Raw genomic sequence first — 22,283 nt, 5'->3', positions numbered from 1 at the left:
GTGTAGGGAATGCCCCGAGCCGCTGCCGCCGTGGCAATCGCGATATCGGCGCCGGGGCGCACCAGCGCGCAGGATCCCATCGGGCTGATCACCAGCGGCGTCGGATAGGTCTTGGACCACAATGTCGTGGTCAAATCCGGCCGGGACACGTCGGTCAAAACACGGGGCACCAGCCGGATACGCTCGAAGCCTGCGCGGTTGTCCCGCAAGGTCAGTTCCTGGCCTGCCCCGCCATCGACGAACTCGAAGATGGATTTCGGCAGCCGGCGGCGCGCCAACTGGCGAAAATCCTCCACCGATATGTTTCGATCGAGCCGCCCCATCGCGTCAAGCTGCGAGCCGGTCGCAGACGTTCCCGGTGATTTCCGCGGTCGATGACTTTCCCTTCAGATCGGCGCTGAGCCATCCACTCGCCAGGCACGCTTCCGTCACACGGCGGATTTGTTCGGCGGCCCGGCGCAGCCTTTCGTCGTCATGTCCGCGGCCGAGCCAGTCGAGCATGGCCGCCGCCGACAGGATCGTCCCGTAGGGATTTGCGATCCCCTTGCCGGCAATGTCCGGCGCGGACCCGTGCGCGGCCTGGAAGAAGCCCTTTGCGTCGCCGACCTCCGCCGAGGGTGCCATGCCCATTCCGCCGACCGTCGCCGCCGCCAGGCGAGACGCCGCCGGTGGAGGCGACATTGAGAATGGCGCCGGATTTGACGGATTTGAAATGCGGGACCACCGCGCGGGCGCCGTTGTATATCGAACGCATGTTGACGTTGGCGATGCGGTCGAACAGGCCTTCGTCCATCGTCTCCAGGGGCAAGGGCGGCTGCGCGACACCGGCATTGTTGACCAGTATGTCGAGCCCGCCGAAGGCCGAGCGGGCCAGATCGGCGGCGGCCGCAAAGCTCTCAAGCGTCGAGACGTCGCCGGTGATCGGCCGCACCTTGTCGCCGGCTTCGCGGCTGACGCGCACCGCGGCGGCTTCGTCACGGTCCATCAGCACGACCGACGCGCCCTCTGCCACGAATTTGTTGACGATGCCTTCGCCAAATCCCGATCCGCCACCGGTGACGATGGCGACTTTGCCAGCAAGTCTCATATCTGGTCCTCCGTTGCTGGAACCATCGGGGAAGACGCGCGCGTTTCACAGTCCGATTATCTGAACGCCCTTTTAGCTTTCCTTGTTTGAGGTCACCCGCACCGGGAGTAATAGTCGGCGCGAAATTGCCAGGAGGAGACGATGACGCTGAACTTCGACCCGAAGGCGAAGGCCACCACGCTCTACCATGGCGAGTTCCGGCCGATGTTCATCGGCGGCAGGTGGGTCGCGGCGCAGTCCGGCCAGGAGATGCAAGCGCTGAACCCGGCGACGGGCGAAGTGTTGGCGACGGTGCCGCGCGGCTCGGCCGCCGATATCGACGCGGCGGTAGCCGCGGCGCGCGCGGCCTTCGAAGGCCCCTGGTCCAAATTCTCGCCCTACGAACGGCAATGCGTGCTGCTCAGGATCGCCGACCTGTTCGAGAAGCATTGGGAAGAGCTTAGCGTCTCCGACACGCTCGACATGGGGCTGCCGATCACACGCACGTTGGCCAACCGGCGCCGGGTCATCGGCATGCTGCGCTTCTATGGCGGCATGGCGACCGCGCTGCATGGCGAGGCGATCGACAATTCCATTCCGGGCGAGATCGTCACCTTCACCCGGCGTGAGCCGGTCGGCGTCGTCGGCGCGATCATTCCCTGGAATGCCCCGACCGCCGCCTCGGTCTGGAAGATCGCGCCGGCTTTGGCCACAGGCTGCACCATCGTGCTGAAGCCGTCGGAGGAGGCGTCGCTGACGCCGCTGCTGATCGCGCGGCTGATGCAGGAAGCCGGCGTGCCCGACGGCGTCGTCAACGTCGTCACCGGAACCGGTGCCGAGGCCGGCGCGCGGCTCGCCGAGCATCCGGATGTCAACAAGATCGTCTTCACCGGCTCGACGCTTACTGGTCAAGCGATCGCCCGGGCGGGTGTCACCAACCTCAAGCGCGTCTCGCTCGAGCTCGGCGGCAAGTCGCCGATCATCGTCTGCCGCGACGCCGATATCGACAAGGCGGTTCCGGTCGCGGCCATGGCGGTGTTCGTGCATTCGGGCCAGATCTGCATTGCCGGCTCGCGGCTGTTCGTGGCGCGCGAGATCCACGACGAGTTCGTCCGCCGGGTCGCCGAGTTTGCCGGCAAGCTGCGCATCGGCCACGGTATCGAGGCGGAAACCGAAATCGGCCCGCTCATCAATGCAAGGCAGGCCGGCAAGGTGGAAGGCTACATCAAGGCCGGCAGCGACGAGGGCGCTGAACTGGTTGCCGGCGGATCGCGACTGACGGGCGAGCTCTATGACGGCGGCAACTTCATCGCGCCGACCGTCTTCGGCGCGGTGTCGGACAAGATGACGATCGCGCGGGAAGAGATTTTCGGGCCGGTCATTTCGGCGATGCCCTTCGACACGCTGGATGAGGTGGTCGCGCGGGCCAACGCAACGCCTTACGGTCTGGCGGCCGGTATCTTCACCACCAATCTCGGCACGGCGCACAAACTCGCGCGGCGCGTCAAGGCCGGCTCGGTCTGGGTCAACATGTACCACGCCATCGACCCGGCCGTGCCGTTCGGCGGCATGAAGATGTCCGGCTACGGCCGCGAGGGCGGCGTCGAGCATCTGCACGAATATCTGGAAACCAAGTCGGTCTGGATCCAGACTGACTAAACCGAACGCGCCGGAAACGTCAGTGGGCGAGCTCGCGCAGATTGGTGCGGATCAGGTTCATCAGCTGCTCGGAAAAAGAGTGATGCACATAGCCCCGCGCGGTGATGATGGTCGATGCCGCGGCCGACCACAATCAGACCCATGCCGACTGCCAGCGTGCCGAGGATCGAGACGTTCTTGAGGATGGCGATGATGTTCACTTGGCTCAGGAAATTGTTGAGCGTCGCCGAGAACACGATGAAGAGGACGATCGAGATCGCAACGACCACGAGTTCCTGCGACGCCTTGAAGCCAAGGCGCCTGCCGTCCGATTTGCCCGAACCAGGCATTTTCTTCCTCCCAGGCAGCCTGTGGTTGGCGCCTTCCTCAGGCAACCGGCTGCTCCGGAATCCTCCCAAGACACCCGAGCCGTTCGCCTCGTTGGGACAATTACGACTGGAGAGGCAGCGGACAATTTCGTTTTTCTGACACGCTGTGCAGTTTGCTGGCGCGCGAGGCCTATCCGGAGCCGATGTCGCGCTGCGCCTTCAGAGCCGAGAGCGGTCTGACAGCCAATATGCGTGAAGCGGTCCGCGTCATGCAGGTTGGCGAAAGAAGAGAGGTTCTTCAGTCGAAGAAGCCCGCATCCTCTTCCCTGAGATATTTCCTGGCTGCTTCGGCGTCGATATCGAGACCTAGCCCCGGCGCTTCCAGCAAGTCCACCATGCTGTCCTTAACGATCTGCGACGGCAGGCCGATGACGAGGTCCTCCCACCAGGGGTCGGAGGCGCTCGGATACTCGAAGGCGATGTAGTTGGCGGGCAAGGTGGCGCAGACATTGATAAGCGCGCCGAGGCCGAGCAGGCCGTTCGCGGTTCCGTGCGGCGCCATCAGGATCGAGTGCATGTAGGCGTGCTCGGCAACCCATTTGAGCTCGGCAATGCCGCCGACATCGGCAGGATCGGGGCCGATGACGCGCACCGCCTGAGTCTCGATCAGCTCCTTGAAATTGTGCCGCAGGTAGATCTGCTCACCGGTATGGATCGGCGTCGAGGTGGAGGTGGTCAGCTCCCGATAAGCCTGCGGATTGACCCACGGCACATAGTCGCCCGTCAGCATGTCCTCGAGCCACATCAAATTGTATTTCTCGACCGCGCGGGCGAACTTGATCGCATCGGGCAGCATCCAACCCGGGCCGCAGTCGAGCGCCAGGCTGACCTTGTCGCCCAGCACTTCCTTCATCGCGATCACACAGTCGAGCATGTGATTGAAACCGCGCTCGCTGATCACGCCCTGATCCATGGCGCCGTGATAGCCGGCCTTCTTCTGCGTCACGCCGTAGTGGAAGCCTTCTATGCTGTCCTTCATGTTGGAGTGGAACGAGATGCCTTGCTTGATCATGAAGAAGTTCTGCGGCTGCTCCATCATCCATTTGACGTCGGCGGCGTAGTCCTCCGGCCGGTCGCCCGAGCGCTTGCGGCGGATCGAGCCGTTGTAGACGCGCACCTTGTCGCGCACCTTGCCGCCAAGCAGTTTGTAGACCGGCACGCCCGCGGCCTTGCCGGCTATGTCCCACAGCGCGTGCTCGATGGCGCTTACCGCCGCGCCATAGGGCTTGAACGAGCCGCGCTGGCGGATCTTCAGCATCACCCGCTCGACGTCGGTCGGATCCTCGCCGATCAGCGCCTCGCGGAAATGCAGCACAAAGGGCTTGAGGTAGCTCTTAGTGAACTCGACTTCGCCAAGGCCATAGAGACCCTCGTCGGTCACGATGCGCACGATCGGATGCTTGCCTATGACGGCGCAGCGCAGGTCGGTGATCTTCATGGCGCAGTCCTATTTCACAGACGAGAAAGCTGTCGGCGTGAGCAGCTGGCTGTTGATATTGGCAATGATCTGCCCGTCGCGCTCAGACTCGTCCCGGGCCCTGTGCCATGCCGGATCGGTGACGAAAGCCGCCCATTTCGCCTCACGCTCGGCCAGCGATTCCCAGGCGAGGAAATAGGTGAGGCGATTGCTGTTTTCGCCGATCGCCGTGGTGAAAAACCCGGCTTGGCGGATGCCATGCCTCTCCCAGATGGCCAGCGTTTGGTCGGAAAAGCGCATGAGCAAAGCCGGCAGCCTGCCCGGCAGGCAGTCATAGATACGCAGTTCGTAGATCATGGTTTCGTCCGTTTCTTTCTTCGCCTCTCCCTTGGGAGAGGTCGACACGAATGGTCGGTCGTTGGCCCTGTGAACCTGGGGGAATGAGGGCAGAGGTCCTGGGCTAACTCCAGGTCCGGTCCCAGCTATATTCATTGTCCCAATGCTCGGTGGATTGCCATATCCCTGTGACACCGGGCTGCAGATGCTGGCTGATCACCTCGTCGACCACATCGTCTATGCCCAGCCCCGGTCTGTCCGGAACGGTGATGAAGCCGTCCTTCACAAGCGGCTTGGGAAGGCCTGTGACGATGTCGTCCCACCAGTCGACATCGGCGGAATGGTATTCGAGCGCCATGAAGTTCTCGGTCGCGGTCGCGACATGCGCCGCGGCCATCGCGGCGATCGGGCTTTCGGCCATGTGGATCGCCATCGCAACGCCGTGGTCCTGCGCCATGTCGCCGATCTTCTTGGTCTCGAGGATGCCGCCGCTGGTGAGCAGGTCCGGGTGGATTATGGAGAGGCCGCCGCTCTTCAGCAGAGGCTCGAAACCCTCCTTGAGATAGATATCCTCGCCGGTGCAGATCGGCACCGAGGTCGCTTGCTGCAATTGCCGGTACTGCTCGGTGTATTGCCAGGGAATCACGTCCTCGAGCCAAGCCGGCACGTATTTCTCGATACGGCGCGACAGGCGAATGCCGTCCTGCAGCGAGATGTGGCCGACGTGATCGATGGCTAGAGGGATCTCGAAGCCGATGACCTCGCGGACCTCGTGGATATATTGCTCGAGCAGGTCTATGCCCTTTTCGGTGAAATGCAGGCCCGTGAACGGGTGCTGCACGTTCTGCGCATCGTAGGCGAGATTGCGGGCCTTGCGCTCCTCGAGCGTGCCGCCGCGGCCGCGCGGATTGGCGCGAAACCCTTCGAGCGCGCCGGCGGGCGCTGTCACGGCGCCCGGAATGTGGGCGATCTGCATCAGACCCAGGTCCATCTTGAGGAAGGTGAAGCCGCGCTCCATGCGCGCCTTGAGGCGCTTGCCGGTTTCGGTGCCGCTCGGCTTTTCCGCATCGGTATCGCAGTAGACGCGCACGTGATCGCGAAACTTGCCGCCCAGCATCTGGTAGATGGGGACGCCATAGGCCTTGCCGGCGAGATCCCAGAGCGCAATCTCAACCGCCGACACGCCGCCGCCCTGCCGCCCATGACCGCCGAATTGCTTGATGCGGCGGAACAGGCGGTCGATATCGCAAGGATTCTCACCGAGCAGCCGGCTTTTGAGCATCAGCGCGTAGGTGGCGCTTGCGCCGTCGCGCACCTCACCAAGCCCAACAATACCCTGGTTGGTGTAAATCTTGAGCAGCGCCGAGGTGAACGGCGCGCCGACGATTTCGGCCACCCGCATGTCGGTGATGCGAAGGTCGGACGGCTTGGAGTTCGTGTTCACCCGATTGAGGGCCTCGTCGGCTCCACCCGTCTTTGGCATGACTTATCCTCGTTCTGGTAGATTGGTTCATGCCCCGCACGTGGGGCGGCGCAGAGCGCTGCTAGCCCAGCTCAATCTCGTGGGCCTGCAGGTATTCGCGGTTCATCTCGACACCGAGACCCGGTTTCGACGTCAGCTTGAGGCTGCCGTTCGAGACGTCGAGCGGGCTGTCGATGAGGTGATCGTATTTGGAGAGGTTCCACTCGGACGTTTCCAGTTTGTAGAAATTGGGAACGGTCATCATTACCTGCGCTCCAGCCACCACATTGACTGGTCCCGCGGCGTCATGCGGCGAAACCGGGACGTAGTAGGCTTCGCATAGGGCGGAAATCTTCTTGAGTTCGGTAATGCCGCCGGTCCACGTGACGTCCGGCATGATGTAGTCGGCCAGCTTGCTCTCGAGTACCGGCACGAAATCCCATTTCGTATGGCCGCGCTCGCCCCACGAGATGGCGGCGCTGACCTTCTCGCGCACCTGCTTGAGGGCGTTGAGGCTCTCGGGCGGGCAAGGCTCCTCGAACCAGTCGATCTGGCCGGCTTCCTCGAGGCTGCGGCAGAGGCGAATGGCGGTGGGGACGTCGAAGCGGCCATGCGCATCGATCAGGATATCGACATCAGGGCCTGCCGTTTCGCGGATCAGAGCCGTGAGTTCGGCCGCCTCGCGCTCATCCTTGCGTGTCATGCTGCCATCGAGGTAGCCGTCTCGCCGTTCGCGGGGCACGCCATCGACGCTGCGGCCCTGATGGGGGAAAGGATCGAACTTGAGCGCCGTGTGTCCGGACTCGACGATGTCCTGAATTTCGCGGACCACCGCCTCCTTGCTGGTGAATTTGGCCTGGTTGGGATGGGTGTAGAGCGCGATTTCATCGCGTACCGCTCCGCCCAGCAATTCGTAAATCGGCTTGCCGAGGACTTTGCCGCGGATGTCCCAGAGGGCTATGTCGATGGCGCTCACGCATTCGACGGCGGCGCCGCGACTGCCCATGTAGGTGAAGCTGCGGAAGATCTTGTGCCAGAGATGCTCGATGCGCGCCGGATCCTCACCTGCCACGGCGGCACCGATCTGCCGCAGGATCGTGCAGAGCGCGCGGTTGGCGAGCTTCGTCGTGGTGGTGATCTCTCCCCAGCCACTAACCCCCTCGTCGGTCGTCACTTCGACGAACAAGTACTCTCCCCAATAGGAGGCATCGGACTTGATCAGCCACGGCCGAACGCTCGTGATTTTCATCTTAACTACCCTATCGAATGGTCAGGTTGACGGTGTTCTGGACCGGATATCCTATCCGGCCCGCGCGGCGTTGCGCGCACGCATGTGTTCGAGGATGTGCCGGCCGGAGCCCTCGACATGGCGGGCAACGAGTTCGGCCGCCTTGTCTGCATCTCCCGCCTTTACGAGCGCGATGAGCTCGCGGTGCTCGCGAATGATCGCGGCACGTCGCGCAAGCGTGAAATCGAAACGCCGGCTCACGGCGCGCAGCACTTCCCGATGCTTCCACCAAAGCTCGGCGGCATGGCGGTTGTAGTGCCGCTGGTACATCACGGTGTGGAAGGCGGTATCGAGCTCACTGTGCCTGAATGTGTCGGCAAAGTTGTTCTCTTCGATCAGGCCCTGGATACGTTCGAGTTCGGCGATGTCCTCGACGGTGGCCATGTTCACAAACCATCGCGTCAGGGCCGGCTCGATCAGAACGCCGATCTCGTAGATATCGCGGACAAACTCCTGATCGATGGGTCGGACGCGCGCCCCGCGGTTGGGAGCAAAGATGACAAAGCCCTCGCCGCGTAACAGCTGCAGTGCCTCGCGCACGGGATTGGTCGAAGTGCCGTGACGCCGGGCGAGATCGGTGACCACAAGCCGTTCATTCGCGGCCAGCCGTCCCTCGATGATGTCTTCCCTGATCAGCTCATAAAGCGAGGCGCCCTCGCTGGAGGCCCCTATGGGGTCGATCCCCGCAGGTGGCTTGGCTTTAAAATCATTTGGTTCGGCCAAGGCCCGCTCCCCTAGGATAATACACACTCTATCCGATTATCACGCAAAGTTTCGATAAACAATGTACGATCCAGCGCGTTGACAGACAATTCACGATCTGAAAACGTACAAGGAGACCGAATGGATACACAGAGCGGTGTCCCGCGGTCGAATGAGCAAGGACCGCTTGCCCCGAAGCGAAGCGGCGTGGGAGAGAACCTGGAGGATACCTATGACGAGGATTACACTCGGCGGTGCCGTCCTGCGCGGCACTGTTTCGACTGCTTTAATGGCATCGTTGATGTCGGCGCCGGCGCTGGGCGCGCCGCCGGTCGACTTGAGCAAGTGGTCGCCGGAATATGTGCGCTCGATCGCGGGCACGCAGGATTTTGATACGGCGGGCGATTGCGCCAAGGTCACCCCGCTCGACTACAAGGGGCGACTGACTTTCTGGTATCAGGGCGTGTTCGAGGGTGACCCCGATCTTCTGCGCCAGTACTACAAGGATTTCTTCGCAAACTTCCGCAAGACCTATCCGAACATCCAGCTCGAGGACCAAGCCCTCACCTACAACGACCTGCTCGACAAGTTCCGCACGGCACTCCTGGGCAATGCCGCGCCGATGGCCGTCCGCCTGCAAATCCTGGGTGGTACCGAGTTCGCCTCGAAGGGCTATTTGCAGCCGCTCAAGCCCGAGGATGTGGGTTATTCGACCGAGGATTTCTGGCCCGGCGCCATGAAGGCCGTGACCTGGGACGGGGTGACCTACGGCATTCCGACCAATAACGAGACGATGGCGTTCATCTGGAACGCCGACATCTTCAAGCGCGCGGGCCTCGATCCGAACAAGCCTCCGGCAACCTGGGACGACGTCGTGAAGTATTCCAAGCAGATCCACGACAAGCTCGGCATTGCCGGTTATGGCCTCGTAGCCCGCAAGAACGCCGGCAACACGCCCTATCGATTCATGCCGCAGCTGTGGGCCTATGGCGGCGGCGTCTTCGACGAGGCGAAGGCGGACCCGACCTATAAGGACATCGAGCTCAACAGCCCGCAGAGTAAGGCGGCGCTGCAGGCCTCGTACGACATGTATGTTCGGGACAAGTCGGTTCCGGTTTCGGCACTCACCAACCAGCAGGCCGACAACCAGCCCCTGTTCCTGGCCGGCCAGCTCGGCATGATGATCTCCCACCCGTCCGACTATAACGTCATGCTCGACCTGCAGAAGAAGGCGACGGGCACCGACAAGGACAAGGCGCAGACGGTTATCGACAACATGCGCTACGGCCTCATTCCGACCGGTCCCGACGGTAAGCGCGCCGTCGTGTTCGGCGGCTCGAACATTCACATCCTGAAGCCCGAATATGTCGAGGGCGGCAAGGTGGACGAGCCGGCGGCAAAGGCAATCATCTGCATGTGGACGAGCCCCGAATGGTCGCTGAAGATGGCCTACGCCGGCTCGAACCCCGGTAACCTCAACGGCTTCAAGACCAAATGGATGAAGGAGCGTTTGGACAACATCAAGTTCCTCGATGTCACCACCTCGATGCTGCCATACGGCATCCCGTTCCCGGCCCTGCCGCAGTCGCCCGAGATCATGAACATCATCGTCCCGGACATGCTGCAGAATGCCCTGACCGGAGCGATGACCGTCGACCAGGCAGCGGATGATGCGGCCAAGAAGGTAAAAGACCTGATGGGCGGCGGACTCTAGCCGAAGCCTGACCTGCGATCTCACCGGCTGCGCCAATAACGCGGCCGGTTCGTTCCGAAGAACAAGGGCACGCCAAAGTGACGATCGTGAGCGGCAAGACCGAGGTTCGCCGAAGATTGCAACCTGGTTGGTCGGGCATGCTGCGAAAGATTTGGGGGCATCGCGCGGACTACGCGTACGTCGTTCCTGCGATCGCCGTGATGCTGATCGTCATCGCCTATCCGATCTATTATACGATCGAGCTGTCTTTCTTTAACACGCCGCCCGGCCTGCAGCTCCGGGACAAGATCTTCGTCGGCTTCGACAACTACACGGCCATCCTCACAAGCGAGGTGTTCTGGAGGGTCACCTGGAACACCCTTGTCTGGACACTGGCATCCACCTTCTTCTCCTTTGTCCTGGGGTTTGCCGCCGCGCTGGCGCTCCACCGCGACTTTGTCGGCCGTGGCGTCCTGCGCGCAATCCTGATCATCCCCTGGGTCATCAGCGCGGTCGCCGCCTCCTATATCTGGAAGTGGATCTACCATTCGGATTTTGGGATCATCGGCGCGATCCTGATCGAGCTAGGATTGACCGACCGGCCGCCCAATTTCATCGACAGCGTCGGCACGGTGCTGCCCTCCCTGATCGTCGTCAATATCTGGCGCGAGTTTCCGTTCGCCATGATCATGATGATGGCCGGCCTGCAGACAGTCCCCGACCAGTTGCTGCGCGCCGCAAAAGTCGACGGCGCCAATGCATGGCAGCGCTTCTGGCACGTCACCTTTCCGCATTTGAGGAACGTCTCGACGGTGACGATCCTGCTGCTGGCGGTGGCCAACTTCAATTCCTTCATCATCCCCTGGATCATGACCGGCGGCGGGCCGTCGAACGCATCGCATATCTGGATCACCCACATTTACGAACTCGCCTTCGGCCGGCAGCGCTGGGGGGTGGCATCCGCCTATTCGGTGCTTCTGTTCCTCATCCTGATGACGCTCGGCTACTTCTACGTCCGTGCGCTGAGCGGCGACGAGCGAAAGGATGGGAGCGCATGAGCACGATTGCCGAGACAGCCGCTCGAGGCCGGACCCGCCGCCGCATGCGCATCGATGGATGGCGGTGGGGCGGGCGCGTCTTCCTGGCGTTCATGCTGCTTTACACGGCGTTGCCGATGATCTGGATGCTGCTCACCTCGATCAAGTCCGGCTTTGCGGCAATGCAACTCCCGCCGCAATGGTGGCCTGACCAGCCCACCCTTGCCAGCTATCAGAAGCTGCTCGATCCGCAGAACAGCGTCGGCCAGGACTTTCTGCGCTTCTTCTGGAACAGCCTTTTCGTCTCGACCGCCACGACCATCCTTTCGGTGATCGTGGCTGTCCCTGCGGCCTACGCGTTTTCGCGCTTCACCTTCCCGGGTCGGAATTTCCTGTTCTTCGCCGTGCTGCTGCGCAACATGTTCCCGGCGGTGATCTTTCTCGTGCCGCTTTTCATCCTGATGCGCGCGATCGGGCTGGTGAACACGCATGGCTCGCTTGTTCTCACCTACCTGACCTTCGGCCTGCCGCTAGCGATCTGGCTGCTCAAGGGCTTCTACGACAACATCCCGGTGCAACTCGAGCAGGCGGCGCGCATCGACGGGGCGACGCGGCTGCAGGCCTTCATCCTGATCGTGATGCCGCTTTCGGCGCCGGGCATCATCGCAACGGCGATCTATTCCTTCATCGGCGCGTGGAACGAATACATCTACGCCTACACCTTCCTCTCCAAGAACGAACAGTTGACGCTGCCGGTCGGCATCCAGCGCTTCTTTTCGGAAAACACGACGGACTTTCCGGGCCTGATGGCCGCCAGCTTCATGATGAGCGTGCCCGTCGTGGTGCTGTTCCTCGTCCTGCAACGGTACTTCGTACGCGCCCTTACAGAAGGCGCGGTCAAGCATTAGGGAGTTGCCGATGGCCCATGTGGTCCTCAAAGATCTCGTCAAGACCTACGGCAGCTTCAAAGCCGTCAACGAAGTTTCGCTGACGGTCAATGACGGCGAGTTCGTTGCGCTCGTCGGCCCGTCAGGCTGCGGCAAGACGACCACGCTCAATCTCGTCGCGGGCCTGACCCCGATCACATCGGGCGACATCGTCATCGGCGACCGGGTGGTCAACGACCTCGACCCCAAGGACCGGGACATCGCAATGGTGTTCCAGAACTACGCGCTCTACCCGCAAAAGTCGGTCTATATGAACCTCGCGTTCCCGCTGCAGATGCGCAAGCTGCCCAAGGACGAGATCGACAAGAAGGTCAGGGAAGCGGCGCGCGTGCTCGACATGACGCAGCTGCTTGAGCGCAAGCCGCGCGAACTTTCGGGCGGGCAGCAGCAGCGCGTGGCGCTTGGCCGCGCCCTCGTCCGCGACCCGGCTGTGTTCCTGATGGACGAGCCGCTCTCCAACCTCGACGCCAAACTGCGCGTGCAGATGCGGTCCGAAATCAAGCGGTTCCATCAGGACCTGAAGGCGACGATCATCTATGTGACGCACGACCAACTTGAGGCCGTGACCATGGCAGACAGGATGGCCGTAATGAACGGCGGCTATCTGCAGCAATACGATTCGCCGGCGCAGGTTTTCGCCCATCCCGCCAACATGTTCGTCGCGAGCTTCGTGGGCAGCCCGGCAATGAGCCTTATTCCGCTGGAGGCATCGACGGCAAACGGCGATACCGTTCTGACGAGCGCGGAGGGCTGGAGCCTTGCGCTCTCGCAAACCAACGCGCGCAAGGTCCTGCGGGCGAGCACCAAGAAGATTGTGCTCGGTGCACGCCATTCGACGATCAAGTTGCACAAGAGCTCAGTCCCCGGTGCCATCCCGACCAAGGCCTATACGGTGGAGCCAACTGGAGACGTCACCTTCGTGCAGGCGTTCCTCTCCGGCGCCATCGTCAACATCAGCGTGTCACCCAACATCGCCGTCACACCCGACGAGCAGATCTGGCTCGAGTTCGACCAGGAGCGCATGCACCTGTTCGACGGCGAAACCGAAATGGCCCTCAGGGCTAACTGACGCGTGCGGAACGTGACCTGAATGACGACGAAGCTCAAGATCGCAGCGATCAAGCCCTATCCGGTGTGGGTGGGAACGCGTAACCAGATGCTCGTCAAGGTCGAGACCGACCAGGGCATCTTCGGCTGGGGCGAGAGCGGCTTGAGCGGTCGCGAAAGAGCCGTCGCCGGCGCGCTCGAGCACTATCGCAAGTTTCTCATCGGCCGCGACCCGATGCAGATCGGCCGGATCTGGCAGGAAGTTTACCGCAGCCAGTATTTCGAAGGCGGGCGCGTCCTGCAGGCGGCTATTTCGGCCATCGACATCGCCCTTCACGACATCAAGGGCAAGGCGCTGGGGGTGCCGGTCTACGAGCTGCTCGGCGGCAAGCAGCGCGACCGCATCCCCACCTTCGCCTCGACCGGAGACGAGGCCGAGGGCGATGCTGCCATCGAACGAGCTCGCGAACTCCGAGCGCAAGGATGGCAGGCGATCCGCTTCTTCCCTCTCGGCCAAAGCAGCAGGGACGTCTTCGAGCCGCGCGAGTCGATAGGCGCCACCGCGAGCATGCTGAACAAGGCACGCGAGGCGCTCGGCGACGACATCGTGCTTGGCATCGACTATCATCATCGGCTGTCGGTGGCCGAAGCGGCGAGCTTCTGCAGCAAGCTTGGCCGCGGCGTGCTTGATTTCCTCGAGGAGCCGATACGGGACGAAACGCCGGAGGCCTACGAATCCTTGCGTAGGATGACCGACATCCCCTTTGCCATCGGCGAGGAATTTGCCAGCAAGTGGCAGTTCCTGCCCTACATCGAACGCGGCATCCACCAGTTCAATCGGCTCGATGTCTGCAATGTCGGCGGGCTCACCGAGGCGATGAAAGTCGCCGGCTGGAGCGAGGCGCATTATGTGGACCTGATGCCGCACAATCCCCTCGGTCCGGTGTGCACGGCCGCGACCATGCATCTCGCCGCCGCGGTGCCCAACTTCGCCTGGCTCGAGACCAGGGCGCCGGAAAGCAAGCTGGGCTTCGACAATTCCGAATTCTTCCCCGTGCAACCACGGCTCGACGGCACCGATTATCCGGTCAGCGATTTGCCGGGGCTCGGCGTCGAGGTCAACGAAGAGGCCATCCAGGCCCAGAGTTTCCGTTTTTGGGAAGCGCCTCACCTCAGGCGCCGCGATGGTTCCGTCACGAACTGGTAGTTCAATTTCAACCGGAGGCGATAATGACGCATACTCCCGACATCACGCGGCCGCCCAAAGGCCTGATCGACGGCCTAAGGGAGATCGGCGCCGCGACTGTTGCAGGCACGCTTGGCCACATGGGCTTCCGCAACCCGCACATGGTCGGTCCGGTGGCGCAGAACCACGGCAAGTCGATCGTCGGGCCGGCGCTGACACTGCAGTTCCTGCCGCAGCGGCCGGACCTCTTCACCGAGGGGGAATATGCCGATCCGGAGACGCAACTGCACCGGCACGTGCTCTATCACGCGCAGGAGGGCGACGTGGTCGTCGTCGACGCGCGCGGCGACATGAGCTCTGGCGTCTTCGGCGATATGATGTCGACCTATTTCAAGGGCAGAGGCGGCGCGGGCATCGTCATCGATGGATGCATGCGCGACCGGCCCAATGTCGAGAAGCTCGATCTGCCCCTATGGCTGCGCGGCTGGACGCCTAACTACCATGTTCAGACCAGTATCTATCCGAACGCCGTCAACGTTCCGATTGCCTGCGGCGGCGTCACGGTGATCCCCGGCGATATCATCGTGGCCGACGACGATGGGGTGGTGGTGGTTCCAGTATCAATGGCCCCGCAGGTGATCGAAGAAGCGAAGAGTCATCACGATTGGGAGGAGTTCTCGCGAGAGAAGCTCATGCAAGGCGCGCCGTTGCAACGCTATTATCCGCTGCATGACGATGCCCGCGGGGAATATGAGGAGTGGCGCAACGCAAGACGCCGACACGGCCGGTGACGATCACGATGTTGTCCACCCTGCGGAATAGGCGACACAGCGGAGGCAGTTGCTCACCGGCTACTTCCCTCTGATGGGGCCGCAACAGCTCACCGTAAGTCAACAAAATCAAATCGATGCGTGGAGGATCGCCACCCGTATCCGGCCAACCGAAGATGTAAATATGCACTAACCCATTGATCTCGTATTGTCTGGCGAACCTAAAGATGAAGGGCAGGAATGAACATCGATACGAGGGTTGTTGAACACTATAGTAGATTGGGCGGCCTGGCTCGCTCCTCGCTACGCCGACTCCCTGTCAATGCGAGAAGCCCATGGTGCAGCTTCATTTCTGGCCGATTGCTCAGTGCCTCGTCTTGTTAACTCTTGCGAACGGCGTGCCCGTGATCGCCAAGAAGGTGCTTGGCGACCGGCTCGCTTGGCCGATCGACGGCGGCTGGCATTTCTGGGATGGGCAACCGCTCCTCGGCAAGTCGAAGACGCTTCGAGGGCTCGTTCTGGCAGTCCTGGTGACTGCTATCGGCGGGGCTCTTGTGGGGCTCAACGCACCAACTGGAGCGCTTGTCGGTTTTGGTGCCATGGCAGGCGACATGCTGTCGAGCTTTCTCAAGCGTCGGCTGCGATTGGCTTCAAGCGCTGAAGCGCCGGGGCTCGATCAGGTGCCCGAATCCCTTCTGCCCCTTATCCTTGACAGAGGCATTGTTGGCCTATCGGCTTGGGATATTCTGATTGGGGTCGGGGCCTTCTGGATCGGCGAGCTACTGGTCTCTCGGCTTCTCTACATGCTTCGCATCAGAGACAGGCCCTACTAGTTCCGTACGGGCAAGTTGATGGAGCGTGATCTCTGGAAGACAGTTCAGACGGACTGCGACAACACTCGAGCCCGCACCGACAGAGGTGTAGCCGAACATGCCGCGATACATCCAGGCACCGGCGCCCATCCTTCGAGGAAGCTTTGAATCCAGGGTAATTGGGATCCCTCCAGGCAGACAGATCTGGCCGCCGTGCGTGTGACCCGCGAGCAGCACGTCGAACCCGGCGTGCACCGCCTGACGATATATCTCGGGAGTGTGGGAAAGCAGGATCGAGAATGCCTCGCGCGGCACTCCGGCTGCTGCCTTTTCGATATTGTCGACCCTGAAGAAATGCGCATCGTCTATTCCGGCCAGGTAGATGCGCTCGCCATTGCGCTCGACCACCTCGAGCTCGTTCATCAGCATGCGAACGCCCATGTCCTCCAGCGCTGGGACCATTCGCACAGTGTCATGGTTGCCAAGCACGCCGTATAGAGGCCCCCTCAGAGACGCTCGCACACGCGCGACGCCATCCAAAGCCGCCTCGAAAGGGCCAAACGTCTTGGCGCGGAAGTCTCCCGTGAGGACGCAGATGTCGTAATCCAGGTCAGCGACCAGTTCGATAACCCGATCCATTGCCGGGCGGCTCATATCGGCGTGGAGATCGCTGAGCTGCAATATCCGGAAACCTTCAAATTGGCCTGGCAGTTTCGCCGACGCGATGTGGTTGGTTCGGACCTGGACGTTGCCGGCATTGCGGCGCCCGCGCCCGTAGAGGCCGCAGACCCGAAGCACGTTGCGGATTACAGCATGGACCGAATACCAGTTTTCCAGGTGAAAGAAGTTCAGACCTTGGCCGAAGACTTGCGCCTCGTGGTCGTCTTCTATGCCCAGGCGCTGCATTGCATGGATTCGGCCAAGGCGTTCGTCCAACCTGAGGCTGATGTCAGTCATCGCGGCCCAAATCCATCGCGCAGTCGTTGCTGCCCGAATCTAGTGCTGCAAGGTCTCGATGTAACCCGTCAGATTGTGGATGCGTTCGGTGGTCACCACCTCGCCACCGCTTGGACCGTACGTCTTGGCGTCCTCTTCAAGAAACTGCCGACCCCAGACCGGCATCTCGCGATCGCCATGGCTCGGTATGGCGTAGCGACCGTCAATGGTGGCGAAGACCCTCGAATAGGGGAACCTGCCACCGTTGCGCTCGGACAGATGCGTCAGATCGGGCGGATGCTTGAGCAAAAAGTCGCCCAGCGGTCCGTCGCCCCTGCCGCCGACGCCGTGGCACACCGCGCATGAGTTCAGGTATTCCGCCTCGCCGTAGGACATTTCCTGGGCGGTGGCCGCGCTCATGGTCAATCCGACGCATGCCGCCATCGTCAACAGTCTCATACCACGCTCCCATCGCTGCCCGACGAAAAACTCTAATCCATCCTGCAGGCCCTGCTTTGACGCAACGCAATGCCGGCGTGTGCGGTCTCGTTACTGTTCCCGAACCTTAACCAGCGGGAGTGGCTGCCATGTCATTCAAGACGGTACTGACGATCACCGGACCGGACATGGGCGATGGCGATCTGCAAATCGCCGCCCGCCTTTGCGAAGAGGTTAGCGCCCACCTTGCCGTTCTCGTCGTGGTGCTCGCTGCGCCGCCACCCGTTGGCGAGTATGCCGAATTGAGCGGCAGCGTGGCGAGCGAAATTGTCCGCGACGCTATCTGGGTGGCCGCGGAGAACGCACCGAGCGCCAAACAGGTGATCGATCACCTTAGTGTAGTTCCTCGAGCCTCTGGCTCGAAGGGACAGACATAGTGCTTTGCACCTTCGGAAGGGTTCGATGTCTTCCGCCCTAGACCCAATGTGTTGAGAAGGGACCGCGCGAAATGAGACTGTTTCTGTGCGGCGATGTGATGACCGGACGTGGCATCGACCAGATCCTGCCGCACCCTTGCGAACCGACGCTGTTCGAGCCGCATGTCCACTCCGCTCTTGGTTACGTGAAACTGGCGGAAAGCCGTTCAGGCGAAATCCCACGAGCGGTGCCTTTCGACTATATCTGGGGCGACGCATTGGACGAGATCGATCGCCACGAACCAGACCTGAGAATCGTCAACCTGGAAACCAGTGTCACGGCCGATGGTCAGCCTGAGCCGAAGGGCATCAACTACCGGATGCATCCGGCGAATTTGGGCTGCATAGCTGCCGCGGACATCGACTGCTGCGTTCTTGCCAACAATCATGTCGCCGACTGGGGATCAGCCGGCCTGAAGAATACGCTGTGCGCGATACGACAAGCGGGATTCGCGACGGCCGGCGCGGGGCTCGATGCCGATGCGGCTGCCACTCCCGCCATGCTCGAAGCCGCCCCGGGCAAGCGGCTTCTCGTGTTCGCCTTTGCCTGCCCATCCAGCGGAGTCCCGGATCACTGGGCTGCCGGGGAGAGGCGACCCGGCGTGAATGTCCTTGCCAGCCTGGGCGAAAATGCCCTCGCAGCCGTCATCCACAGCATCGATCGCTGGCGCCGGCCCGGCGACGTAGTCCTCGTCTCCGTCCACTGGGGACCCAATTGGGGCTATGATGTGCCCGCCGCGCATATACGCTTTGCCCACGGCCTGATCGACAGCGCCCGCGTCGACGTCGTCCATGGGCACTCTTCGCACCACCCCCTGGCGATCGAGATCCATGCGGGCAAGCCGATCCTCTACGGATGCGGCGACTTCATCAACGACTACGAAGGCATCGGCGGACACGAAGCGTATCGTCCTGAACTCTCTTTGGCCTATTTCATCGATTTGGACGACGTAAGCCACAGTCGTCTCAGGATGGAAATGGTGCCCTTCCGCATGCAGAAATTCCGGCTCGTTCGCGCCAGCGAAGTTGAAGCCGCATGGCTCGGCCAGACGCTGGACCGCGAATGCCGGCGCTTTGCACGGCGCGTTCGCCTGAGCGATCAGAACACGCTGATACTGTCGACATAGGCGCATTCGACGACTTGGTAGATGCGGCGTGATCGGGTGTCGGCGAGGAAGACCCGAATTAACTGCCGACACTTGACTGACGCTGCGACCCCGGCAAAGATGGTTGCGCGGGGCATGGGACGCACGCGGAGGATGCGGCACGATGGAGGTCGGTGGCGTCGGTTCCATGGCCGATGGTCGGGCGGCGGATCGCAGTTCAGTCGCCGGCTATTCGGGTGAAAGCACGCGTTCATCTTCCAGCGCGTCTTCATCAGTTTCCGGCAGAAGTACTTCAACAAGCAGTTCGGATTCGTCTTCCGACAGCCGTTCCGATGGGTCGGTGGCATCTGCTCGCGCCGCTGACCGAGGTTCCGTCAATGGGTATTCCGGCGACAGCCGGCAAGGCGGCGGGACACGATCCGGAGGCTCGATGGCCGAGGGCCGGGCGGTCGACCGGAGTTCCGTTGCAGGCTACGCGGGGGATGGCAGCCGAGAGTCGGCTTCGTCTTCTGAATCGGTCAGCTCGATGGCGTCGGCCCGCGCGGCCGACAGGCGATCGGTTGCCGGCTATGCGGCGGATTCCGGTTCATACTCGACTTCCGTGGCGAACGCCTATGCGGAATATGCACGCTCCCGGCTGCGGGCCGGCCTGCCGGTGGGTGGCTCTTTTCGCAGCAATGTTCCGGCGAGTTTCCGCCAGGCCGAGATCGCCAGTATGAATGCGCTGGCGGCCTATCGGGCCGAGGAAGCGGCAGAAGGGCCCTTGGGGGTCTACAGTCCCGCTAAACCGGGCTGGCACGATTACGTCACCTCAAACATGGTCTGCAGCGCGTGTTCGGCGCAGGAGATCGCCGATCAGTTGGCCCGTTTTGCCGTCCCCGGGCAGGACCCGGCCGTGCCGGTGGTCGATGGCGCTATCTATTCGGTTTATGATCCCTTCGCCGGGATTTATGCTGGAGAAGTGCTGACCCACGTAACGGAAAACGGACTTTCGATAACCAACCGCACTCTTCCTGAGCACCTCTTCTACGACGGGAAAATCACCCGGACGGCGTGGCAGGCGGCCGATGGCTCTTGGCATGTCACCACTCATGGCATCGGCAACAACGTCGTGCCGGGTATGAGCGCGGTCAACCAATGGTCCGGGCCGGATATCTTCAACGAACTGGACCGGCAGATGCGTGAAAACATCGAACTCCACCATGGAAGTGCTCGGGCATCATGGTAGGGCGTCGCGGACTGTTGGCTGGATTGTTCAGCTTCGTGGTGGGGTACGGAATCATGGTAAGGCAGGCGATGCCGGTCAAATCGAGAGTCCAACTGCCGCTCCACAAGATCACGTTTACGCTTCCCGAGGACACCAAGGATGCCTTTTTCAGGCAGCTTAGGCAGTTCGCAGACACCTATGGATTTGCCATCCGCATTGCCCCGATTACGCCGGACGGCGAGCAGTTCGGGGTGCAGATGTACCAGGAAAGCATCAAGCTGCTTGGCGACAACGCCTTGGACACGAAGGAGGTTTTCATCGGCTTCTACCAGCAAGGCGAGAATGCGGTGCCTGCCCCGTATTTGACCAAACTTGTCGATGGCTTGAAGCAGGCTGTCCAGGCTGTGCCGGGCGTCACCGTCTTGAAAGAGAGTTGATAGGGCGTCTGCGGACGGACGATCTCATGGCGGGCTTCAACACGATCATCCGACGCTGCGTGTTGACCGCCTTGCTTGGCCTGGCGGCCGCCTCGGTCGTAGTCGAAGGGTATGCCATGGCACCGAGACTTGGACCCGCGCAAAAGCCGATCCGTTCGGTGGTTGTCCCCGTACGCAAGGATGTGAGAGAACAATTCTTCAGCCAGCTTCGGTTCTTTGCTGACACGCACGGTTTTACAATCCGGATTGCTCCCGCAACTCCGGACAACGAGTACTTCGGCGTGGCCATGCATCGCTCGGATATCCTGGTCACGTGCGACAGCGTCTGGAACCCGGAGGAGTTCGAGATTTCATTCTATCAAGATGGCGACCATCCTGTTGCATCCGGTTCTGTCGACAAACTGGTCGGCGATCTGAAGCAAACCGTCGAACAGGTGCCAGGCGTTACAGTCTCGAAAGAGGATTGAATTGAGTGCTCGCCGGCGTACGTGGCAGGCGGCCGAGGTTCCTGGCATGTCACCGCCCATGGCATCGGCACAACGTCGTGCCGGGCATGAGCGAAATCAACCAATGGTCCGGGCCGGATCTGCCGCACTGTCGAATTTCGCTACGGTATGCTTCCTTAACGCCAACTTCGGATTCCAGGCGTCCGAACAAGTGCTCGCCCTCGCCGTTTCTTAGGCTAAGATTGTTCCAACTGGCGGGAGGTCCGTCCCTTGCGAGAAGAGCAACGCAGGCTTGCGGCGATCTTGGCTGCCGACGTGGCAGGTTACTCGCGGCTGATGGCGGCCGACGAATCGGGAACGCTGGGACGGTTGAGGCGGCTCCGAGCTGAGGTGTTCGAGCCCAAAATCGCGCGGTTCCACGGACGCATCGTCGGCTCGGCCGGGGACAGCCTGCTGATCGAGTTTGGGAGCGCGGTTAACGCCGTGCAGTGTGCGATCGAGTTGCAGCGCGAGCTGGGCGGCGAGAACGCCGGGCTCTCCGAAAACCGGCGCATGGCGTTCCGTATGGGCGTAAACCTCGGCGACGTGATCGTCGAAGACGACACGATATACGGAGACGGTGTGAACATCGCGGCACGGCTTGAAAAGCTCGCGGAGCCTGGCGGCGTTTGCATCGCGCGCGCCATTTACGATCAAGTAAAAGGCAAACTCGAATACGTCTATACGGATATCGGCGAGCAACGGGTCCACAACATTGCGGAGCCGGTGCGCGCTTACCGTGTCATGTCCATTGAGCAATCCCCCACCAGCTCGTCCTTGCCGCCGGCCAAGGATGCGCTTCTCCGCAACCGACCATCGATCGCCGTGCTGCCTTTCACCAACATGAGCGGCGACCCAGAGCAGGAATACTTCTCTGACGGCATCACGGAGGACATCATTACCGACCTCAGCAAGGTCGGGGCGCTGGCAGTCACCGCGCGCAACACGACCTTTGCCCTCAAAGGCAAGTCGATGGATGTCAGCGAAGCGGCGCGGCAATTGCGCGTTTCGCATGTGCTGGAAGGCAGCGTACGCAAGGCGGGTAGTCGCGTTCGCATCACCGCGCAGCTGATCGACGGGATGAGTGGGCATCATGTGTGGGCCGAACGCTACGACCGTGATCTTAACGACATATTTGCGCTCCAAGACGAGATCGCGCGGGCCATCGTCGATGCCCTGAAGATCCGGCTGATGCCGGCCGAGTATGCTGCCATCGGCAAGCGCACGACCGAGAACGTCGAAGCCTATCAATATTACCTCATGGGACGGCAGCATTTCTTGCGCCTGGGCCGTCGCAATCACCTCTCCGCCCGACGCCTCTACCAGCGGGCGCTCGAGATCGATCCCGAATACGCGCTGGCGCGGGCCGGGCTGGCGCTAGCTGAAGGCATGTTGCTGAGATCCGGAG

The 22,283-nt window shown here is 61.8% G+C and carries 23 protein-coding genes and 2 pseudogenes; 14 read left to right on the top strand and 11 right to left on the bottom strand.

Going from position 1 to position 22,283, the window contains the following annotated elements:
- The 3 genes and pseudogenes from EOA29_RS04355 to EOA29_RS42790 form a co-directional block, all read right to left on the bottom strand.
- On the bottom strand, positions 1 to 323 hold a 323-nt coding region (locus tag EOA29_RS04355), incomplete at its 3' end, for an alpha-hydroxy-acid oxidizing protein (RefSeq protein ID WP_189478815.1).
- A 4-nt stretch (positions 324 to 327) separates the two neighbouring features.
- Positions 328 to 660 (bottom strand): annotated as a pseudogene (locus EOA29_RS42795) (isocitrate/isopropylmalate family dehydrogenase); the annotation flags it as partial.
- A 52-nt stretch (positions 661 to 712) separates the two neighbouring features.
- Positions 713 to 1,087, bottom strand: a pseudogene (locus EOA29_RS42790) (SDR family NAD(P)-dependent oxidoreductase); the annotation flags it as partial.
- A gap of 141 nt (positions 1,088 to 1,228) precedes the next feature.
- Between EOA29_RS42790 and EOA29_RS04345 the strand changes: the two are divergent.
- Positions 1,229 to 2,725, top strand: coding sequence for an aldehyde dehydrogenase family protein (locus EOA29_RS04345; RefSeq protein WP_126092673.1), 1,497 nt, complete (start codon positions 1,229 to 1,231; stop codon positions 2,723 to 2,725).
- Here the strand turns inward: EOA29_RS04345 and EOA29_RS04340 are convergent.
- The 6 genes from EOA29_RS04340 to EOA29_RS04315 all read right to left on the bottom strand — a co-directional run bounded on the left by EOA29_RS04340 (position 2,722) and on the right by EOA29_RS04315 (position 8,319).
- A complete protein-coding gene (locus EOA29_RS04340; protein WP_189349929.1) occupies positions 2,722 to 3,054 on the bottom strand; it encodes a hypothetical protein in 333 nt (110 codons plus the stop codon). The genes EOA29_RS04345 and EOA29_RS04340 overlap by 4 nt on opposite strands.
- A gap of 277 nt (positions 3,055 to 3,331) precedes the next feature.
- Positions 3,332 to 4,531 (bottom strand): mandelate racemase/muconate lactonizing enzyme family protein, encoded by a 1,200-nt coding sequence (locus tag EOA29_RS04335; protein ID WP_126092672.1) that lies wholly within the window; start codon positions 4,529 to 4,531, stop codon positions 3,332 to 3,334.
- Between the two features lie 9 nt (positions 4,532 to 4,540).
- On the bottom strand, positions 4,541 to 4,867 hold the full coding sequence (locus EOA29_RS04330) for an NIPSNAP family protein (RefSeq protein ID WP_126092671.1): 327 nt from the start codon (positions 4,865 to 4,867) through the stop codon (positions 4,541 to 4,543).
- Between the two features lie 103 nt (positions 4,868 to 4,970).
- Positions 4,971 to 6,329 carry a mandelate racemase/muconate lactonizing enzyme family protein gene (locus tag EOA29_RS04325; RefSeq protein WP_126092670.1) on the bottom strand — a complete coding sequence of 453 codons (1,359 nt, stop codon included), beginning with the start codon at positions 6,327 to 6,329 and terminating at the stop codon, positions 4,971 to 4,973.
- A gap of 61 nt (positions 6,330 to 6,390) precedes the next feature.
- Complete coding sequence (locus EOA29_RS04320; RefSeq protein WP_126092669.1) at positions 6,391 to 7,557, bottom strand: mandelate racemase/muconate lactonizing enzyme family protein; 1,167 nt, start codon at positions 7,555 to 7,557, stop codon at positions 6,391 to 6,393.
- 51 nt (positions 7,558 to 7,608) lie between these two features.
- Positions 7,609 to 8,319 carry a GntR family transcriptional regulator gene (locus EOA29_RS04315; RefSeq protein ID WP_126092668.1) on the bottom strand — a complete coding sequence of 237 codons (711 nt, stop codon included), beginning with the start codon at positions 8,317 to 8,319 and terminating at the stop codon, positions 7,609 to 7,611.
- Positions 8,320 to 8,530: 211 nt separating this feature from the next.
- On the opposite strand from EOA29_RS04315, the gene EOA29_RS04310 reads away from it, so the two are divergent.
- The 7 genes from EOA29_RS04310 (at position 8,531) to EOA29_RS04280 (ending at position 15,811) form a co-directional block, all read left to right on the top strand.
- The gene (locus EOA29_RS04310) at positions 8,531 to 10,012 is read left to right on the top strand and encodes a sugar ABC transporter substrate-binding protein (RefSeq protein ID WP_126092667.1); all 1,482 of its coding nucleotides are present in this window, start codon (positions 8,531 to 8,533) and stop codon (positions 10,010 to 10,012) included.
- 77 nt (positions 10,013 to 10,089) lie between these two features.
- A complete protein-coding gene (locus EOA29_RS04305; protein ID WP_126092666.1) occupies positions 10,090 to 11,049 on the top strand; it encodes a sugar ABC transporter permease in 960 nt (319 codons plus the stop codon).
- Positions 11,046 to 11,936 carry a carbohydrate ABC transporter permease gene (locus tag EOA29_RS04300; RefSeq protein ID WP_126092665.1) on the top strand — a complete coding sequence of 297 codons (891 nt, stop codon included), beginning with the start codon at positions 11,046 to 11,048 and terminating at the stop codon, positions 11,934 to 11,936. The genes EOA29_RS04305 and EOA29_RS04300 overlap by 4 nt, the downstream gene beginning before the upstream one ends.
- A 10-nt stretch (positions 11,937 to 11,946) precedes the next feature.
- Positions 11,947 to 13,044 (top strand): ABC transporter ATP-binding protein, encoded by a 1,098-nt coding sequence (locus tag EOA29_RS04295; protein WP_126092664.1) that lies wholly within the window; start codon positions 11,947 to 11,949, stop codon positions 13,042 to 13,044.
- A gap of 21 nt (positions 13,045 to 13,065) precedes the next feature.
- Positions 13,066 to 14,229, top strand: coding sequence for a mandelate racemase/muconate lactonizing enzyme family protein (locus EOA29_RS04290; RefSeq protein WP_126092663.1), 1,164 nt, complete (start codon positions 13,066 to 13,068; stop codon positions 14,227 to 14,229).
- Positions 14,230 to 14,252: 23 nt separating this feature from the next.
- Complete coding sequence (locus EOA29_RS04285; RefSeq protein ID WP_126092662.1) at positions 14,253 to 14,999, top strand: ribonuclease activity regulator RraA; 747 nt, start codon at positions 14,253 to 14,255, stop codon at positions 14,997 to 14,999.
- 314 nt (positions 15,000 to 15,313) lie between these two features.
- Positions 15,314 to 15,811, top strand: coding sequence for a CDP-archaeol synthase (locus EOA29_RS04280; RefSeq protein ID WP_127220281.1), 498 nt, complete (start codon positions 15,314 to 15,316; stop codon positions 15,809 to 15,811).
- On the opposite strand, the gene EOA29_RS04275 is transcribed toward EOA29_RS04280, so the two are convergent.
- Positions 15,758 to 16,747 (bottom strand): metallophosphoesterase, encoded by a 990-nt coding sequence (locus tag EOA29_RS04275; protein WP_126092660.1) that lies wholly within the window; start codon positions 16,745 to 16,747, stop codon positions 15,758 to 15,760. The genes EOA29_RS04280 and EOA29_RS04275 overlap by 54 nt on opposite strands.
- A gap of 39 nt (positions 16,748 to 16,786) precedes the next feature.
- Positions 16,787 to 17,146, bottom strand: a complete 360-nt coding sequence (locus EOA29_RS04270; RefSeq protein WP_348628853.1) for a c-type cytochrome — start codon at positions 17,144 to 17,146, stop codon at positions 16,787 to 16,789.
- A 167-nt stretch (positions 17,147 to 17,313) separates the two neighbouring features.
- On the opposite strand from EOA29_RS04270, the gene EOA29_RS41180 reads away from it, so the two are divergent.
- From EOA29_RS41180 to EOA29_RS04240, 6 genes are all read left to right on the top strand, one after another.
- Positions 17,314 to 17,601: a hypothetical protein gene (locus EOA29_RS41180; protein ID WP_189349927.1), complete on the top strand. Its 288-nt coding sequence runs from the start codon at positions 17,314 to 17,316 to the stop codon at positions 17,599 to 17,601.
- A gap of 71 nt (positions 17,602 to 17,672) precedes the next feature.
- Positions 17,673 to 18,767 carry a CapA family protein gene (locus tag EOA29_RS04260; protein ID WP_126092658.1) on the top strand — a complete coding sequence of 365 codons (1,095 nt, stop codon included), beginning with the start codon at positions 17,673 to 17,675 and terminating at the stop codon, positions 18,765 to 18,767.
- A 409-nt stretch (positions 18,768 to 19,176) separates the two neighbouring features.
- Complete coding sequence (locus EOA29_RS04255) at positions 19,177 to 19,974, top strand: hypothetical protein (protein ID WP_126092657.1); 798 nt, start codon at positions 19,177 to 19,179, stop codon at positions 19,972 to 19,974.
- A gap of 14 nt (positions 19,975 to 19,988) precedes the next feature.
- A complete protein-coding gene (locus EOA29_RS04250) occupies positions 19,989 to 20,390 on the top strand; it encodes a hypothetical protein (RefSeq protein WP_126092656.1) in 402 nt (133 codons plus the stop codon).
- A gap of 26 nt (positions 20,391 to 20,416) precedes the next feature.
- Complete coding sequence (locus tag EOA29_RS04245; protein ID WP_126092655.1) at positions 20,417 to 20,857, top strand: hypothetical protein; 441 nt, start codon at positions 20,417 to 20,419, stop codon at positions 20,855 to 20,857.
- A gap of 282 nt (positions 20,858 to 21,139) precedes the next feature.
- A partial coding sequence (locus tag EOA29_RS04240) for an adenylate/guanylate cyclase domain-containing protein (RefSeq protein WP_210213113.1) occupies positions 21,140 to 22,283 on the top strand: 1,144 nt, incomplete at its 3' end.

The sequence above is a fragment of the Mesorhizobium sp. M1E.F.Ca.ET.063.01.1.1 genome, assembly GCF_003998155.1.
In the GTDB taxonomy this organism is placed as follows: Bacteria; Pseudomonadota; Alphaproteobacteria; order Rhizobiales; family Rhizobiaceae; genus Mesorhizobium.
The sequence above is the reverse complement of the archived record's forward strand: the minus strand, read 5'-3'. Positions and strand labels throughout refer to the sequence as shown.

Bases quoted from the DNA above. Each gene is read 5' to 3' on its own strand.
- EOA29_RS04345 (WP_126092673.1), top strand. From the start codon at position 1,229: ATGACGCTGAACTTCGACCCGAAGGCGAAGGCCACCACGCTCTACCAT.
- EOA29_RS04340 (WP_189349929.1), bottom strand. From the start codon at position 3,054: ATGCCTGGTTCGGGCAAATCGGACGGCAGGCGCCTTGGCTTCAAGGCG.
- EOA29_RS04335 (WP_126092672.1), bottom strand. From the start codon at position 4,531: ATGAAGATCACCGACCTGCGCTGCGCCGTCATAGGCAAGCATCCGATC.
- EOA29_RS04330 (WP_126092671.1), bottom strand. From the start codon at position 4,867: ATGATCTACGAACTGCGTATCTATGACTGCCTGCCGGGCAGGCTGCCG.
- EOA29_RS04325 (WP_126092670.1), bottom strand. From the start codon at position 6,329: ATGCCAAAGACGGGTGGAGCCGACGAGGCCCTCAATCGGGTGAACACG.
- EOA29_RS04320 (WP_126092669.1), bottom strand. From the start codon at position 7,557: ATGAAAATCACGAGCGTTCGGCCGTGGCTGATCAAGTCCGATGCCTCC.
- EOA29_RS04310 (WP_126092667.1), top strand. From the start codon at position 8,531: ATGACGAGGATTACACTCGGCGGTGCCGTCCTGCGCGGCACTGTTTCG.
- EOA29_RS04300 (WP_126092665.1), top strand. From the start codon at position 11,046: ATGAGCACGATTGCCGAGACAGCCGCTCGAGGCCGGACCCGCCGCCGC.
- EOA29_RS04295 (WP_126092664.1), top strand. From the start codon at position 11,947: ATGGCCCATGTGGTCCTCAAAGATCTCGTCAAGACCTACGGCAGCTTC.
- EOA29_RS04290 (WP_126092663.1), top strand. From the start codon at position 13,066: ATGACGACGAAGCTCAAGATCGCAGCGATCAAGCCCTATCCGGTGTGG.
- EOA29_RS04285 (WP_126092662.1), top strand. From the start codon at position 14,253: ATGACGCATACTCCCGACATCACGCGGCCGCCCAAAGGCCTGATCGAC.
- EOA29_RS04280 (WP_127220281.1), top strand. From the start codon at position 15,314: ATGGTGCAGCTTCATTTCTGGCCGATTGCTCAGTGCCTCGTCTTGTTA.
- EOA29_RS04275 (WP_126092660.1), bottom strand. From the start codon at position 16,747: ATGACTGACATCAGCCTCAGGTTGGACGAACGCCTTGGCCGAATCCAT.
- EOA29_RS04270 (WP_348628853.1), bottom strand. From the start codon at position 17,146: ATGAGCGCGGCCACCGCCCAGGAAATGTCCTACGGCGAGGCGGAATAC.
- EOA29_RS41180 (WP_189349927.1), top strand. From the start codon at position 17,314: ATGTCATTCAAGACGGTACTGACGATCACCGGACCGGACATGGGCGAT.
- EOA29_RS04260 (WP_126092658.1), top strand. From the start codon at position 17,673: ATGAGACTGTTTCTGTGCGGCGATGTGATGACCGGACGTGGCATCGAC.
- EOA29_RS04255 (WP_126092657.1), top strand. From the start codon at position 19,177: ATGGCCGAGGGCCGGGCGGTCGACCGGAGTTCCGTTGCAGGCTACGCG.
- EOA29_RS04245 (WP_126092655.1), top strand. From the start codon at position 20,417: ATGGCGGGCTTCAACACGATCATCCGACGCTGCGTGTTGACCGCCTTG.